This is a genomic window from Metabacillus hrfriensis (assembly GCF_030127205.1).
Classification (GTDB): domain Bacteria; phylum Bacillota; class Bacilli; order Bacillales; family Bacillaceae; genus Bacillus_P; species Bacillus_P dongyingensis.
The window spans coordinates 3,168,967-3,183,767 of sequence record NZ_CP126116.1 but is presented as its reverse complement, the minus strand read 5'-3'; the positions used below and the strand labels follow the sequence as shown (position 1 = coordinate 3,183,767).

The following is a 14,801-nucleotide window of genomic DNA, read 5'->3' as shown; positions in this document are numbered from 1 at the left end:
AATGCATAGTATTCGCTTTTAAATTGTTCTGAACATTAGAATTCCTATGTTAAAATATTGTAATACTTACTATATTTGTTTTATGAAATAAACTAGTTTAAAGGGGGAGACATCAAATGAAAAGAGTAGATGTAGCTTATGTATTTTTATACGATGATAAAAATAACAAGATATTAATGGTGAAAAATAAAGGAAAACGTCCTTCCTCCTACTATACATTACCTGGTGGCGCAGTTGAGAATGGTGAAACCCTTGAGCAAGCTGCAATTCGAGAAGTTAAAGAAGAAACGGGGTTAGAAGTTTCCGTTAATGGCATCATTAGTGTAAGCGAAGCATTTTTTGAAGAAAGAGGGCATCATGTCATTTTCTTTACTTTTATTGGCCGAATAATCGGTGGAAAACAAGAAATCTTATTGCCGGAAGAAATTGAAGAAATCACATGGATGGATGCTGAGATGGCCGCACAATATCTTCATCTTTCAGGTGGACAGCTGGAATTGAGCAATGTAATTCCTTATATACTCAAAAGAAAATGATTATTGCTGAACTATTAGAGAGGTCTCATTATACTCAGGTGTCTTCTGCGATTATTACTTTTATTAAATTTAGAAATATTGGACTAAAATTATGATCATTCACTATTTAAAGAAGTAACCGACACTCTGCTCCTGTTCAACAGTAGTATGCTATTATATATATAGTTTACATATAAATACATGGTACTTATTCGAAAAGGAGAAAATAATGAACTCTTCTATTAATATAGGCGGTCTTGATTTTAAATGGGACTTGGAAAAAGGTCAATTTTTATTTGAGGAACAAGATGCCGTTCTTTTCTGGATTTCAAGTGCAATGAAAACGTTCTTTGATACTATTGAAGAAATTTCTGGTGAGGAAGCATCTAATTTAGTTTTTGAGACTACAGGATTCAGACAGGGGCTAGTGGTTGGAGAGTACTTTGCGAAATTGAAAAATGTCAGTATTATAGAAGCGACAGAGTTAATTACAAATACATATGCTTCAGCTGGCTGGGGCCGTGCTGAAATAAATCATATTCATTTAGACTTAAAAAAACTGACAGTTGAGCTGAAAGACAGCTGGGAACATAAGATTAATATAGCGCAAAGAAAGACCAAGGGAGGCAATTTTCTTCCTGCACATTATGCAGGGATTTTTACTGGACTTTTTGGTGCAAATATATGGTACAAAGTCGTTCAGCATCAACTCGAAGGACACACACAAAGTGTGATTGAATACTTTCCATCAGACATTACTATAACAAATAACATTCACCAATTAGCCAGAAAAAAGGAAACCGAACAAATTATACAGTTAGAAGCTTTAGTTGAAGATAAAACAAGAGAATTGAAAGCACTTGTTAAACAACTTTCTTCTCCAATCATTCCCGTACTTGAAGGAATTGTGGTTGTTCCTTTAATTGGAAAATATGATGAGGAAAGATCTGAAGAACTTTGTGAAAAAACGTTATCGAATCTTCCATCACATCAAGCAATTTACCTTGTCCTTGATTTGACAGGTTTAGATAACGATCTTAGCGAGCAAACAACAAGTTTTATTTCAAGAATTGGATCTGCAGCAAATCTTACAGGCACGAAAACAGTTCTTGTGGGAATTTCTCCTGAACTAAGTATGCAAATCACTCAATCGGAAATAGATTTCTCTAAATTTGATTGTTTTCAAACTCTGCAGCACGGAATTCTGTATGCTTTAGGGCAAATAGGACGTCAGATCTTTTAATAAAAAAATGCGATCCTTCAAAAGAAGAAGAGTCGCATTTTTTTAGTATAATTAGAAATGGGAGAAGTCTAAAATCTAAATATAGAAATTATTGATTAAATTTGCAGGTTTTATTTAGCTGATTAATATTATATATCCTATTGTCGAGCCAATGGTATATATCCAACCGATTCCTTCTCCATTAAAAGTAACGTTTATATATAGTTTCATTTTTTAATATATCCAGTTAAGATTCATTTCAATTTTTCTCATGTTATATTCCGGAAGTAACTGTTATTAAGTGTGAAAATATGCTATAAATTTCTAGTAACCGTTTTTATTTTTGACAGGAGGACTACCATGCACCAAGTTCGTATACTCGAAGGCTTACTAGATCCAATTACACATTTTGAAAAGCTTCATCAATCAGAAAAAGTGAAGGGTCTCTGGTTAAGAATTGCTGCACTCATTGGATTAAGTCTGCTCCTTGCTGCAGGCAGCGCTTATTTAGGCATACATACGGAAGAAATTATGAAATTGATGGATACGATTGAAAAGGAGAAGCTGGAATTCGCTAAGCTTCTATTTGGGATTGGCGGACTTTTATCGGGATTACTTTCTCCTATATTCACTCTTCTATTCTTTACATTAGTATATAGAGTGTTTTTTTATGAAATAGGGTGGGTCAGGCTTTTTACAATCGGATTGTTTCCGGCATTTCTGTTATTCATAGAAAAAGTGCTGAACTTCCCGCTCTTCTATTATTTAGGAATTAATTCGGAATCCTCTCCATTCGGTTTAGGCGTCCTTATCCAGTTAATTTCAAACCAGCCATTTCTTGTGAATGCACTAAGTCATGTCACAATCTTTCTGGTATGGAGTGCCTGGATCCAAATGATAGCTTTGCAGAAGATGTCGGATAAAACCATGAAATCAATCATAAGCATCGTGCTATTTGCTTATTTCATTTTTATTTTGGTTACTGCTTCATTCGTTTTATTAACACAAAACCTGGGGATTTCGCTGTAGGGGGATATATGAAAAAGCAAACGTTGATCGGGATTATCATCACTATCAGTCTAGCATTCATCATAATAAATATAAGCATCATTCTGAGCACAGATCACATAGAGAGGTCTAAAGCATTAAACTCGTATTCCAATATTGAAAATGGGGACTTAAAGAAACTGCTTTCTACTAAAGGAGTCGTGATTCCTTCTTCGAATTATTCCATAAAATATGATAAATCGTTAGGAACGATTAATGAAGTAAAGGTGTCTGAGGGAGATGTGATTTTGGCAGGGGACATTCTCATTGAATATCAAACTGGACATATAGATGCTGAAATTGAGGGACTGGAACAGCAGATCAGCAGATTGAATGCCAGGATGAGTTCAGCTGAATCTGATTTGTCTTCTCTAGAGCAGCAGCTGAGTGAGGCACAGGCTGACTCCTCACCTGATCTCTTTGATACTGAAAATAATAGTATTGATAGTAATAATAGTGATAATAGAGATAATGAAAACAGTGAAGAAGTGATAAGCAATCAAATTGGCGACAAACAGGATCAAATTGAGGATCTCAATTTGCAGGTGGACGGGGTGAATCAGAAAATCACCCAGTTGCATGGGGAGAAAGCGAAATATACGATTACCAGCAAAATGGATGGAACAGTTACTGAAATCAATCCATATCCACAAAGTGAGAATGAAGCTGTAGTCTCAATTAATTCAAATCAGCCTTTTCTCATTGAAGGAAAGCTTTCAGAAAAACAAGCGGCCAAAGTGAAAGAGGGACAAAAAGTAATCGCATCCGCAAACGTTTTGCCTGATCAGAAAAAAGAGGGTACGGTAAAAGAATTGAAAATGGATCCAATCGGAGTGCCATCCGTCGAAGAAAAAGAAAGCTTTTATCCATTTCGGGCTGAAATGATCGAAGCTGACGGAACTTGGCATCACGGCTATCACATCAGTCTTGATATCGTTCTTGATGAGCGAAATGGAGTTGTTGTCATACCTGATTCCGTTATTCAAAAAAAGGCAGGAAAAACCTATGTTTACGTTGTTAAAAATGGAAGACTGGAAAAAAGAGAAATAAATCTTGGGCTAGAGGTAAATAACCGCACTGAGGTGCTGCAAGGATTAGCAAAAGGTGAAAGAATCGTCAGTCACCCATCGAAAGATATAAAAGATAAGATGGAGATTTTCATGCCGATAAATCATCGTTATGTTGAGAAGAAAACACTAAAGACATTCTCGAGTGAACAGAGGATTCGTTTGATTTTAAGAGGATTTGTTCATTAACAAAAAAGGTTTGATCAATGTATCGGCGGAGTAACTAGGTAACTATAACTATGTCATTCTTCTTATTTTTCTTTATATTTTCTTATTATTTGTATGCACTAGAATTAACAAAATCACTTTATACTTTATTCGGATAATACTTTTAAGAGTATAAAGGAGATGTCAGATGAAAAGAAAAAAGTTTTTTAATGCAGCAATTGCAGCACTGATAGTGAGTACTATGGTTTCAACTGGAGATGGACAGACCGTTTCAGCGGCTGAGAGGACAGGCTATGGATCAACTGAATTTGATCTCCAGGCACACCGCGGCGGAATAGGGCTGACAGTTGAATCTACTATTGCATCATTCTCTAAAGCTCTTGAACTCGGAGTAAATACCCTTGAGCTAGATGTGCAGATCACTGAGGATCATCAAGCTGTTGTGACACATGACCGCAAGATTTCAGGAGGAAACTGTCAGGATACAGCTCCGGCATTTTCAGGTGATCCCGAGTACCCGTATGTTGGAAAATACATAAAAAATCTAACGCTTGAGCAAATCCGCACTCTTGACTGCGGTTCAAAAACAAAGCCGCAGTATCCAGGACAGGAGACTAGTCCAGGAGCTAAGATGCCGCTGCTGACTGAAGTTTTCGATCTGGTCAAACGCTACAACGCAAAAAAGGTCCGAATGAATATCGAAACAAAGGTAGAAGCGGGTGCTCCTCATGAAACCGCCCCGCGTGAAGAATTTGTTCAAATTGTTGCCCGAGAAGTCCGTGAGGCAGGAATGCTTGACAGAGTCTCCATTCAAAGCTTTGACTGGGGGTCACTTATGCGAATGCGTGAAGTTGAGCCAAGTCTCCCTATCATAGCGCTGACAAACGGTCCGCAATTTTTGCAGCCAGGCCAGCCGGGAGCATCTCCATGGCTGGGTGGAATCGATATCGACACTTTTGACGGAGACTTAGTTGCAGCCGCCAAATCATTTGGAGCAGATGCAATCTCGCCAGTACACGGATTTCCACAGAACGGCAAAATCACCGATGAAAACTACGAACCATACGTAACAAAACAAATGGTGGCAGATGCTCACGAAGCCGGAATGAAAGTGATTCCATGGACAGTAAATGATTCTCCAACAATGCACAAACTAGTAGAGGATGGAGCGGACGGCATCATAACTGATTATCCAGACCGTCTCCGTGAAGTCATGTCTCAGCATGGTTTTAAGATGCCTAAAAGATATAAAGGGCCAAATAGTAATTACCTGCCTATAAATAACTAATCGGACTCTGTTCATGAATATAAAAATGCAATCCAGGGACAGGGATTGCATTTTTTATTTGGATTTAGAAAAATAACAGATATTACCCATTTTTCTTGAGTTATATGATATGGTTTAGGAGGAAATAAAAGGATTTTCTTGTATATAAAATGTCAAAAAACGAATGTGAGGAGTATTCGTATGAACGCAATTAAGAAGATTTTACGTTACATAAAAGGCTCCGGAAGAGGGCGATAGGGCTTTCTTAAAGAGAAAGCCTTGGAGTGAAAATGATAATTTCTCTAATGCTTTTTGGATCCTTTATTGAAAGCAGGATAACAGTTGGAACATATCTAATTGGGGGATAAAATAGCAAGAGCAGATCTTTAGTGATTTTGCTCTTTATTTGCTGTTTCAGCGTAGATACTGGATAAAAATAAGCATACCCATCTAATGTGGATATGCTGCAGAACTCTGACTTATTCAGTATGTTATCTTAAACCGTATGCCTTAATGACTTCCTGAGAAATTTTATTGCCTTGATCATCCCAAGCTGCTGCTCTTAAGGAAACATATTTACCAGATTTTGGATTGTTGATTTTGGCTGTCCACTGACCATTTGCTTTCTGTTCAAGTTTTACTGATTTCCATGACTTTCCTTCATTAAACGAAACTTCTAAAGCGGCACCTGAAATGTTGCCGTAGCCTTCTGCACCTTCCAGTTTAGACACTGATAAATCAAGCGTGGTGGAGGGAGCAGCCAATGCGTTCCCATTCATATCTGTCTCTACGTTATAATCAAGAGAATAAAACGGGAGGCTGTTGCGCATTTCATCCTGTTCTTGTGACCAGAACGTCCATTCTGTATGTGTGCTCACGGACGTGGACCAGCGCTCGGCATCACGAACAGCATCACTCACCAGACGGTATTGTTTACGATCTTCAGAAACTCCGCTGAAAATATTTAGAGCTTGCCCTTTACCTTCTTTTACAAGCGCATCTCCTTGAAATAGCTTGAGAGTCTGATTTTTAATGGAAACATCATAAGTGGCTCCGCCAGTATGTCCTTTTCCTGAGTCCGCCCAAGCCGGAATATTAAATTGGAAAGAGTTCCCTTGTCGGAACGGAGTCCAATATCCTTCACCCAACCGCGGACGTGATACTGGTGAGAACCAGTTTTCCTGAAGCCTTTGACCCTTTTTATAAGTAACCGCAGGCTGACGAATTTCCCAGGGACTGTCGATGACATTTGCCTGGTGATACCATCTTGTATCTTCCGTTGCTGATACCCATTCAGCTCGAACAGAAGGCAACGCTAATTTGTATAAAAATCCTACCGCTCCTCTTGTATGCGGGCGCAGATCATAGCGGAACTCTCCGCCAGGAGCTTCACGGTCTGATTTATAACGAGTATCAATTTTGACTAGCTCATTGTTTGAAGGGGCATACGTTAAATCTTTAGGAATGTTGCCCTCATGTACATCCATTAAATCATAAACGTAAGGTGTATTTACTTCACCTTCTACTTGAAGTTTAAGATTACCTGAGCGAGAAGCAGTAATGAGCTTGTCACCTTCTCTTTTACTTATTGAGGCAACAGCCAGAGGCAAGTCCGTATAATCTGAATTTCCTGCATACTCACTAAATTCCTTATTTTCATAGTTTGCGATAATAAGAAGCTTAGCACCTGCTGCATTTGCTGCGATGGCTTGTTCAGATGTTGAAACCTCACTGCTGCGATCCACGAGAACCGCTTTTCCTTTTGCTTTCAAGCGCTCATAATCAGAAGAACTTCCTTTTCCTGCATAGACCGCTGATAAGTTATATTTTCCATCAAGAGGCGTACTCCCCGCAAGCGGAATATCATCCAGTACTTTTCCTTTAAAATTAATTTCAAGAACTGGTTTCGTTAATCGCCATCTAGTCAAATATTCAAACTCTCCGGTCGCTACTTCTTTTGTTGGAACAGCGTACATTTTATCAATCCAAACAGGCATTAAATAGATATGATTGATAGATTTGTCCTCAATTGATCGGTAATACTCCATACGCTGGTAGCTTGGTTCTGTTTTCTTCGGCACTTCGGTTGTTATTTCTTTCGCTTTTCGCGCATCGAGTTCTACCGTTTTAGGACCGTCTAAGTTGATTTCAGGAGTACCCACCAAAGCTATGCCATGCTGGTCTGTATCTGTATCCACTTCCATCATGGACATAGCAGAATATGTTCCAGGGCGTAAACGTAATTCTGTTGTTCCGTTAACAGCAACGAATTCGACATCCATATCTTTGTTGACTAGACCAACATACGTAAGGGCAGGGTCACCTTTACGGTCAGTGGCTTTAAATGTAAGAGAGTATTTTTCCTCTTCTTTCACCATGCCCATTGCTGTATGTGCAATTTGTTTGCCTGAAAGGTCTTTTGCAGTTAGATGCCCTTGATAGCGAGAGCCTAATTCACCTAGATCAGCATTCAAGGTTACAGTTACTTCTTTCTTACTGTTTGCGGGAACAGTGATTTGGCTCTCAGATACACTTAACATTCCAGCGGGTGCATCTTGACCAGTTGTATTTTTAAAATCAGCTTGGAGATTTAATGTCACAGCTTGATCGCCATCGTTTGTATAGGTGACTGTTTTTTGAACAGGCTCTACTTGATCATGAGGCCATTTGAAAAATCCGAACGACAGTGAACCTGTTGCACTTACTTCGCTTAATGCTGCTGGTACATCCAGTCGGCCGGTTCCAGCATGAAAAGCAGAGTAATTTAGTTTCTTGGAGGTGCTCATTAATGTTTCTTTTAGTTGAGAACCGTTCCAGTCAGGATTCTTCTGTAAAAGGATTGCAGCTGCACCAGCCACATGTGGAGTTGCCATAGAAGTACCATCCTTACTCGAATAAAAACCGCTTCCCGGTGCAAAATTGGAACGTGCTGCGATAATACCGACACCTGGTGCAGACAAGTCAGGTTTTAGACCCATATCTCCAAATCGAGGTCCTTTTGAAGAAAAATAAGCAAGATTGTCTGTTTTATCAACCGCTCCGATTGTCAGCGCGGAATCAGCTGCACCAGGTGAACCGATACTGCCTTCTGCTCCGCTATTACCTGCAGCAATAACAAATAGTGTGCCATTTTTCTTGCTGAGTCTGTTTACTGCTTGAGACATTGGATCCGTTCCATCAGAAGGCTCTGAGGTTCCCAGACTCATATTCACTACTTTTGCACGTTCAGAAGCCCATTCCATCCCGTCAATAATCCAAGAATCTAAGCCGCTTCCTTGATCACTTAACACTTTACCTACAACTAGACGGGCTTCAGGCGCAACTCCTTTGTTTTTTCCATCTGAAGCTGCTCCGGTTCCTAATACAGTCGAAGCGACATGTGTCCCGTGACCATTCCCATCATCTACGGTTTCTCCGGGTACAAAACTTACTGCCTCGTCTAACTGTCCTGCAACGTCAGGGTGATTCCGGTCGATGCCTGAATCAAGTACCGCCACCTTAATCCCTTTACCTGTAAAACCTGATTCCCATGCGGTCGGTGCACCTATCTGGGGAACACTATTTTCTAACGTTGCTTCTACACGGCCATCGAGCCAAATCTTTTCGATTCCATGCTCAAATTGTAAAGAATCTGTTTTTGCTTTTTGTACTGTTGCATTTTGGGGGATAATCTCATCCCAAAACGTATCCGCTTCTTTTTTAGAAGTCGAAAGAGCAGCACCATTGATGCTTTCTAATACTCGTTCGATTTGAGTTCCTTTAAGGGCTGGTTTCTTTTGGTGAATAGATCTGGATTTTGAGTCTGCATATTCTACGATAATCGGTAATGAAGCAAACTTCTTGTCATCATATCCATTTTTAATCAACTTAGTAACATTAAACAAATCCTTGTCTAATTTGTCAGCCGCAAGATATGGCATGGCTGAACTCGGGATTACATAGGTGTCTTCACCTATATTCAGAACTTGTGCGCCAGCTCCATTGCGATCAGCAGGTTCTACATTGATGACACTCTTGCCGCCTTCGATCGTCCGTATTTCAACGACATCCCCAGTGATTAAGGTAATGGTTTGTACATCATGACCGCTTTTACTGTTTACAATCACAGAACTCTCCAATGACTTTTCAAGATTCGTTTTATCGGATGCTTTTACATCATAAAGGGGTGAAGCAAGTAAAACTGTGGAAAGAGAGGCAGCTAAAAACGTTTTCATATTCATTTTTTTCAAAATACTTCCTCCTAATAGCTAAAATCGGATAATTAGAATGTGTCATGTCTCTGGAGCAGGGAATTAATTTCTAGATCGTTCATAAAAAAAGGAAATTTAGTACCAGCTAATAGAGCAGAAACACCTCCTAGGCCAATTAATCAGCAATTCTGAATGGAAGTATGTAATTCTGGCTGAAGATCAGATGGTTTTTAAGAGGCACTTAATTTAATAGAATTTTATAGTGAGATGAAATGAATAACAATTGGGGTAATTTTAGAGGGTTTTAGACCTATACTTTTCTATCAAAATCTTATCTATATTAAAAAAAGTGTGGAAAAAGTGTAAATAGATCTATTGATATTCCGATTATTGTAAATTGAATTGGGGTTTAAATTGCGATATTGTTTATTTGAAAATTCTATGAAAGCGTAGGTATATTTCATAAAAAAGAAAACTAATGCTTAACTGAGTCCAATAAGAAGTATATTCTTATAAGGATTTTTTTAAATTTTCATTGTATTAAAATATTTATTATTACATTTACTGTTTTGTAAATAATGGATTTTGATTATTAATAGTAAAGTGTTTACCTGAAAAAAACATTTGTATTTTTTAAGTAAATTTATTATTATAAAATAAATAAATGGCGATTAAAAACCGTTATTAAGATAATGAATCTTTCAAACTATAAGGAATGGAGATTAAAGGGAAGTAAAGAATGAATTTTGAGGTAATCTTCCTAAAATAGATTGAAAAAAAGAAAGCCCTGCTTCTTCATTTCGGTCCCGAATAGTGAGAGATTGATCGTATCTTGCTTAAGTTTTGCGTTATTAATAGTGTTAGGGGAGGAAATGGAATGGCAAACAAAGAACTGAAGAGAGGCTTGGAATCTCGTCACATTCAGATGATTGCTCTTGGCGGTACTATTGGTGTTGGTTTATTTATGGGGTCAGCTAGCACTATCCAATGGACGGGTCCGTCAGTACTGCTTGCTTATGCAATCTGCGGAATATTTATATTTTTTATTATGCGTGCAATGGGAGAAATGCTGTATTTAGAGCCAAGTACAGGTTCATTTGCGACTTTCGGCCATAAGTACATACATCCATTAGCAGGTTATATGACTGCTTGGAGTAACTGGTTCCAGTGGGTTGTCGTAGGAATATCAGAAATTATAGCGGTTGGGGCATACATGAAGTACTGGTTCCCGGATCTGCCTGCTTGGATACCAGGTATCATCGCTATGGTCATTCTTGGTGCAGCCAACTTAATTTCCGTAAAGTCATTCGGTGAATTTGAATTTTGGTTTGCGATGATTAAAATCGTTACAATAATCTTGATGATTATTGCAGGGATTGGTCTTATTTTCTTCGGATTTGGCAACGGAGGAGATGCAATCGGTTTATCTAACCTTTGGGCACATGGCGGTTTCTTTACAGGCGGCTGGTCAGGATTTTTCTTTGCATTATCACTGGTTATTGCAGCTTATCAAGGGGTCGAACTCATCGGGATTACAGCTGGAGAAGCGAAAAATCCGCAAAAAACGATCACAAACGCGATTCAAAGTATTATTTGGCGTATTTTAATCTTCTATATTGGTGCTATTTTTGTTATTGTCACTGTTTTTCCTTGGGATCAGCTTGATACTCTTGGAAGCCCGTTTGTCTCAACTTTTGCGAAAATTGGGATTACAGCAGCAGCTGGTATTATTAACTTTGTTGTAATTACAGCAGCAATGTCTGGCTGTAATAGTGGTATATTCAGTGCCGGGCGCATGCTCTATACATTGGGAGTGAATGGTCAAGCGCCAAAATTATTTACGAAAATCTCACGTAATGGAGTGCCATTATATGGAACGATTGCAGTACTTATCGGTTTAGCCATTGGTGTTGTTTTAAACTATATTGCTCCGCCAAAGATATTTGTGTACGTATACAGTGCAAGTGTGCTGCCGGGTATGATTCCATGGTTTGTCATCCTTATTAGTCAAATTCGATTCAGAAGAGAAAAAGGGGCTGAAATGGCCAAACATCCATTTAAAATGCCTTTTGCTCCTGTTACAAACTATTTGACAATTGCCTTCTTGATGATGGTATTAATCGGTATGTGGTTTAATGATGAAACGCGTATATCGCTTATAGTAGGGATTGTTTTCCTTGGCATCGTGATAATTAGTTATTACGCTTTGGGAATAAGCAAGCGTGTCCCAGCAGATACTCAGGAGAGATGATTTGAGTAACTAAACGATCATTCGCTTTGTTTAAAGTTGATTTTTGGTCCAAGGCGTGCGATGCTGCAGTTTCAGTTTCGCACGCTTTTTCATTCAGCAAAGAAAAATGGATGATTTAGGGGTAAATGCCTGCTATTGAAATGTTATTTTCTTTTTGTTTTTAAACAAAAACCTCCGTTCTGATAGTGAACGGAGGTTTTTCATGTTTGTGGTAAATAAGCTTTATTTACCTAATACCAAATTGTTACTGCTTTTTTATAGGCATCACTATTAGGAATGGCGTGAATTCCCTGAGCTTGAGCTTTTCGCGGGTCTAAGTCATAAACCATTGACGTATAACAAGAGGTTTGACCTTTATTTACGACCCCATTGCCTCCTGAGCTATTACACGTATAAGCTTTGCCGTCTGTGCTTCGAATAATTCTTGCGTCTGCTTCATGAGTGTATACTGCCGGCCTAGTAACCGTAACTTTCGCCCAGGCAGTTTTACAAGTGGTGCTATATTTTAATTCCACATAAGAAACGGAATCAATCCACACTTTATCTTTTGTCACAGCAGAACTTGCGCAACTGTTATAATAGGGGCTTTTTCCATCATAAGAATGATTTTCAGCACTTGTTTGGCCAGCCCCAAATCCAAATGATACAAAGACCATCGACAAAGTCATTATGATTGATAAACCTATCTTTTTCTTCAATCTTTTCATCCTTTCGTAAATAAAAGCAGATGAAGGTTTTGCTGATAAATTAATACCAGTCTGTTTCTCCAGCTGTATACGGCCAGAATCCAACTGCCTTCGCTTTTCTTGGATCTAAATCGTAAACCATTGGTGTATAACAAGACGTTTGCCCCTTATTTATTTCCCCATTTCCTCCGGAAGAGGAACAGCTATATTGTTTGTTATCAGTGTTTCTCACGACTAAAGCAGTTGCTTCACCATCAGCTTTGGCAGGTCTGCTAAGTGTAATTTTCGCCCATGCGGTTTTACATTTTGTGCTGAATTTCAGCTCTAAATCGGCAGTTGCCCCATTTGCATAAATTTTTACACTTTTCTTTGTAACTGCACTAGCCGCACAACTATTGTAATAAGGACTTTTTCCATCATAGACGTGAGTTTCTGCATAAACCTTATCTGTGAAATCCAGAGAGCCAAAAAGAACAAAAAAAGCTGCAAGGGTCATTGAAATACAGGTAAATACTCTGCGAAAGACATTCATAAAAAGTCACCTCTTTCCAATTATTCAAAACATTTTTAAAACACTTCACCACATTACACCCTGTGAAAGGTAATTTTAAGGGTATTTTATCCTTAATTTTCAACTAAAGGATAAATATGTAAATAAGTCTAGAATTCATCCATAAATTTACATAAGTTGAGCATTATGACTTCATTTGTAAAATTGTTTCAATTCTATGGTAAAATATGGATTTTATTGAGGAAACTGTCTTTCATTTCATTGAATTTAACGATTGTAATAAATAGAGATCCAAATGGACTTCTTTTTAATACGGAGGAAAAAAGTCCTTATAAATTAGGAAAAAGTATTGTTAACACATCACATCAGTGTAATAAAAGCAGGAATCTTTCATTAAAAAATACGGATGTCCAAATCACGATGACAATTCAAGTGGCCTGCAAAAAGCTCTTGCATCTGAAGTTGTCAGGTTTCCCTGATTCATTGATTTTTCGAAAGTTTGAACTTTCTCAGTCTGATTTTCCTTACTATGGGTGCTTATCCAAAAGAGGGCGCCTTAATTCATTTAAATTAGATATCCAGAAAACTTTTTGATTTTGAGGGCTTTTACCTTTATTTACATGTATATTAAATGATAAGGACTCACTTCTGCTGCACGAGATAGGTGGAACTGTTGGTAAAAAGCTGGGCTTTAATGATAGTATGAATAGGTTTAGTAAAATAAGGGAAATTACAGTTCAATTTAGGTAAACAAGAATAATGTTTTTAATAGCATAAAGATTATAATCTCATGGGGTGATAGTAATGGTTAGAAGAATATAGGCAGCCTCCTGAATTAGAAGTGAAACATTTTAGGAGGCTAATTCAATTTACAGGAGATGGATATCTGATGAAACAAAATAAGTATGATGATGCAAATTTCTTTTCAGCATATGAACAAATGCCCCGGTCAATAGATGGGCTTAAAGCTGCTGGAGAATGGCATGTATTAAAAGCATTATTACCAGAGTTGTCTAATAAAAATGTTCTTGATCTGGGATGCGGTTTTGGCTGGCATTGCCGATATGCACGTGAGCAGCAGGCAAGGTCAGTTACAGGGATCGATATTTCTGAAAAAATGCTTCAAAAGGCTCGTGAAAAAACAGATGATCCTTTCATTTCATATATCAAAATGCCAATAGAAGAGATTCATTTTTCAGACTCGCAATTCGATGTGGTTATCAGTTCATTAGCCTTTCACTATATTAAGTCATTTGACACAATATGCAAAAAAGTCTATGAGTGTCTAGCACCTGGCGGTACGTTTGTTTTTTCTGTTGAACACCCAATCTTCACTGCTCGAGAAGAACAGGATTGGTTTATAGATGAACAGGGGATCCGTATCCATTGGCCAGTTGACAACTATCAATCAGAAGGATTGCGAGAAACAACATTCTTAACTGAGAACGTTGTAAAATATCATCGTACGATTTCCACATATATTAATGACTTAATTGGCGCTGGTTTTAGTATAAGAGTAATCAAAGAACCTGTTCCTTCAGATGAAATGGTAAAGAGTGTACCTGATATGAAAGATGAAATCCGGAGACCTATGTTTTTAATCATTTCTGCAGAAAAGGAAATGACTTCTTTACTTAAATAATTTTTCAATTGAAGAAATCATATTTTGATATTCATAATTGCGTTCCTTTACAATATGGTAAGGAGCGTTTTTTTAATGGTGTTTCTTTTAATATGCGGCAGCCTTCTATAGCTTCATGGATCCTAAACAATCGGGTGCCCAGGATATTATTTCATCCTAATGATACAATTGTGGTAAATATTTTATCAGAGGAAAGACTGAAAGAGCTCATACTAGATCTCCATTTTTGAGAAGT

At 38.0% G+C, this 14,801-nt stretch carries 10 protein-coding genes; 7 read left to right on the top strand and 3 right to left on the bottom strand.

The annotated features are described in order from the left end of the window. The first annotated feature begins 116 nt into the window (after positions 1–116). The 5 genes from QLQ22_RS15590 (at position 117) to QLQ22_RS15570 (ending at position 5,307) form a co-directional block, all read left to right on the top strand. A complete protein-coding gene (locus QLQ22_RS15590; RefSeq protein ID WP_252207113.1) occupies positions 117–536 on the top strand; it encodes an NUDIX hydrolase in 420 nt (139 codons plus the stop codon). A gap of 208 nt (positions 537–744) precedes the next feature. Beyond that, positions 745–1,758, top strand: coding sequence for an STAS domain-containing protein (locus QLQ22_RS15585; protein ID WP_284015153.1), 1,014 nt, complete (start codon positions 745–747; stop codon positions 1,756–1,758). Between the two features lie 339 nt (positions 1,759–2,097). After that, positions 2,098–2,766 (top strand): hypothetical protein, encoded by a 669-nt coding sequence (locus QLQ22_RS15580; protein ID WP_223435909.1) that lies wholly within the window; start codon positions 2,098–2,100, stop codon positions 2,764–2,766. Between the two features lie 8 nt (positions 2,767–2,774). Further along, positions 2,775–4,040, top strand: a complete 1,266-nt coding sequence (locus QLQ22_RS15575) for an efflux RND transporter periplasmic adaptor subunit (RefSeq protein ID WP_284015152.1) — start codon at positions 2,775–2,777, stop codon at positions 4,038–4,040. Between the two features lie 166 nt (positions 4,041–4,206). Continuing rightward, on the top strand, positions 4,207–5,307 hold the full coding sequence (locus tag QLQ22_RS15570; protein WP_284015151.1) for a glycerophosphodiester phosphodiesterase: 1,101 nt from the start codon (positions 4,207–4,209) through the stop codon (positions 5,305–5,307). A gap of 470 nt (positions 5,308–5,777) precedes the next feature. Here QLQ22_RS15570 and QLQ22_RS15565 read toward each other — a convergent pair whose 3' ends face one another. Continuing rightward, complete coding sequence (locus QLQ22_RS15565; RefSeq protein ID WP_284016856.1) at positions 5,778–9,506, bottom strand: S8 family peptidase; 3,729 nt, start codon at positions 9,504–9,506, stop codon at positions 5,778–5,780. A gap of 847 nt (positions 9,507–10,353) precedes the next feature. On the opposite strand from QLQ22_RS15565, the gene QLQ22_RS15560 reads away from it, so the two are divergent. Then, positions 10,354–11,727, top strand: a complete 1,374-nt coding sequence (locus QLQ22_RS15560; protein ID WP_223435905.1) for an amino acid permease — start codon at positions 10,354–10,356, stop codon at positions 11,725–11,727. Between the two features lie 230 nt (positions 11,728–11,957). Here QLQ22_RS15560 and QLQ22_RS15555 read toward each other — a convergent pair whose 3' ends face one another. Then, complete coding sequence (locus QLQ22_RS15555; RefSeq protein ID WP_423246263.1) at positions 11,958–12,395, bottom strand: DUF2690 domain-containing protein; 438 nt, start codon at positions 12,393–12,395, stop codon at positions 11,958–11,960. Positions 12,396–12,474: 79 nt separating this feature from the next. Further along, on the bottom strand, positions 12,475–12,945 hold the full coding sequence (locus QLQ22_RS15550) for a YjfA family protein (protein WP_252207111.1): 471 nt from the start codon (positions 12,943–12,945) through the stop codon (positions 12,475–12,477). An 868-nt stretch (positions 12,946–13,813) separates the two neighbouring features. Here QLQ22_RS15550 and QLQ22_RS15545 point away from each other — a divergent pair. After that, entirely contained in the window at positions 13,814–14,566 is a 753-nt protein-coding gene (locus QLQ22_RS15545; protein ID WP_223435903.1) for a class I SAM-dependent methyltransferase, read from the top strand. Positions 14,567–14,801: the final 235 nt, after the last annotated feature.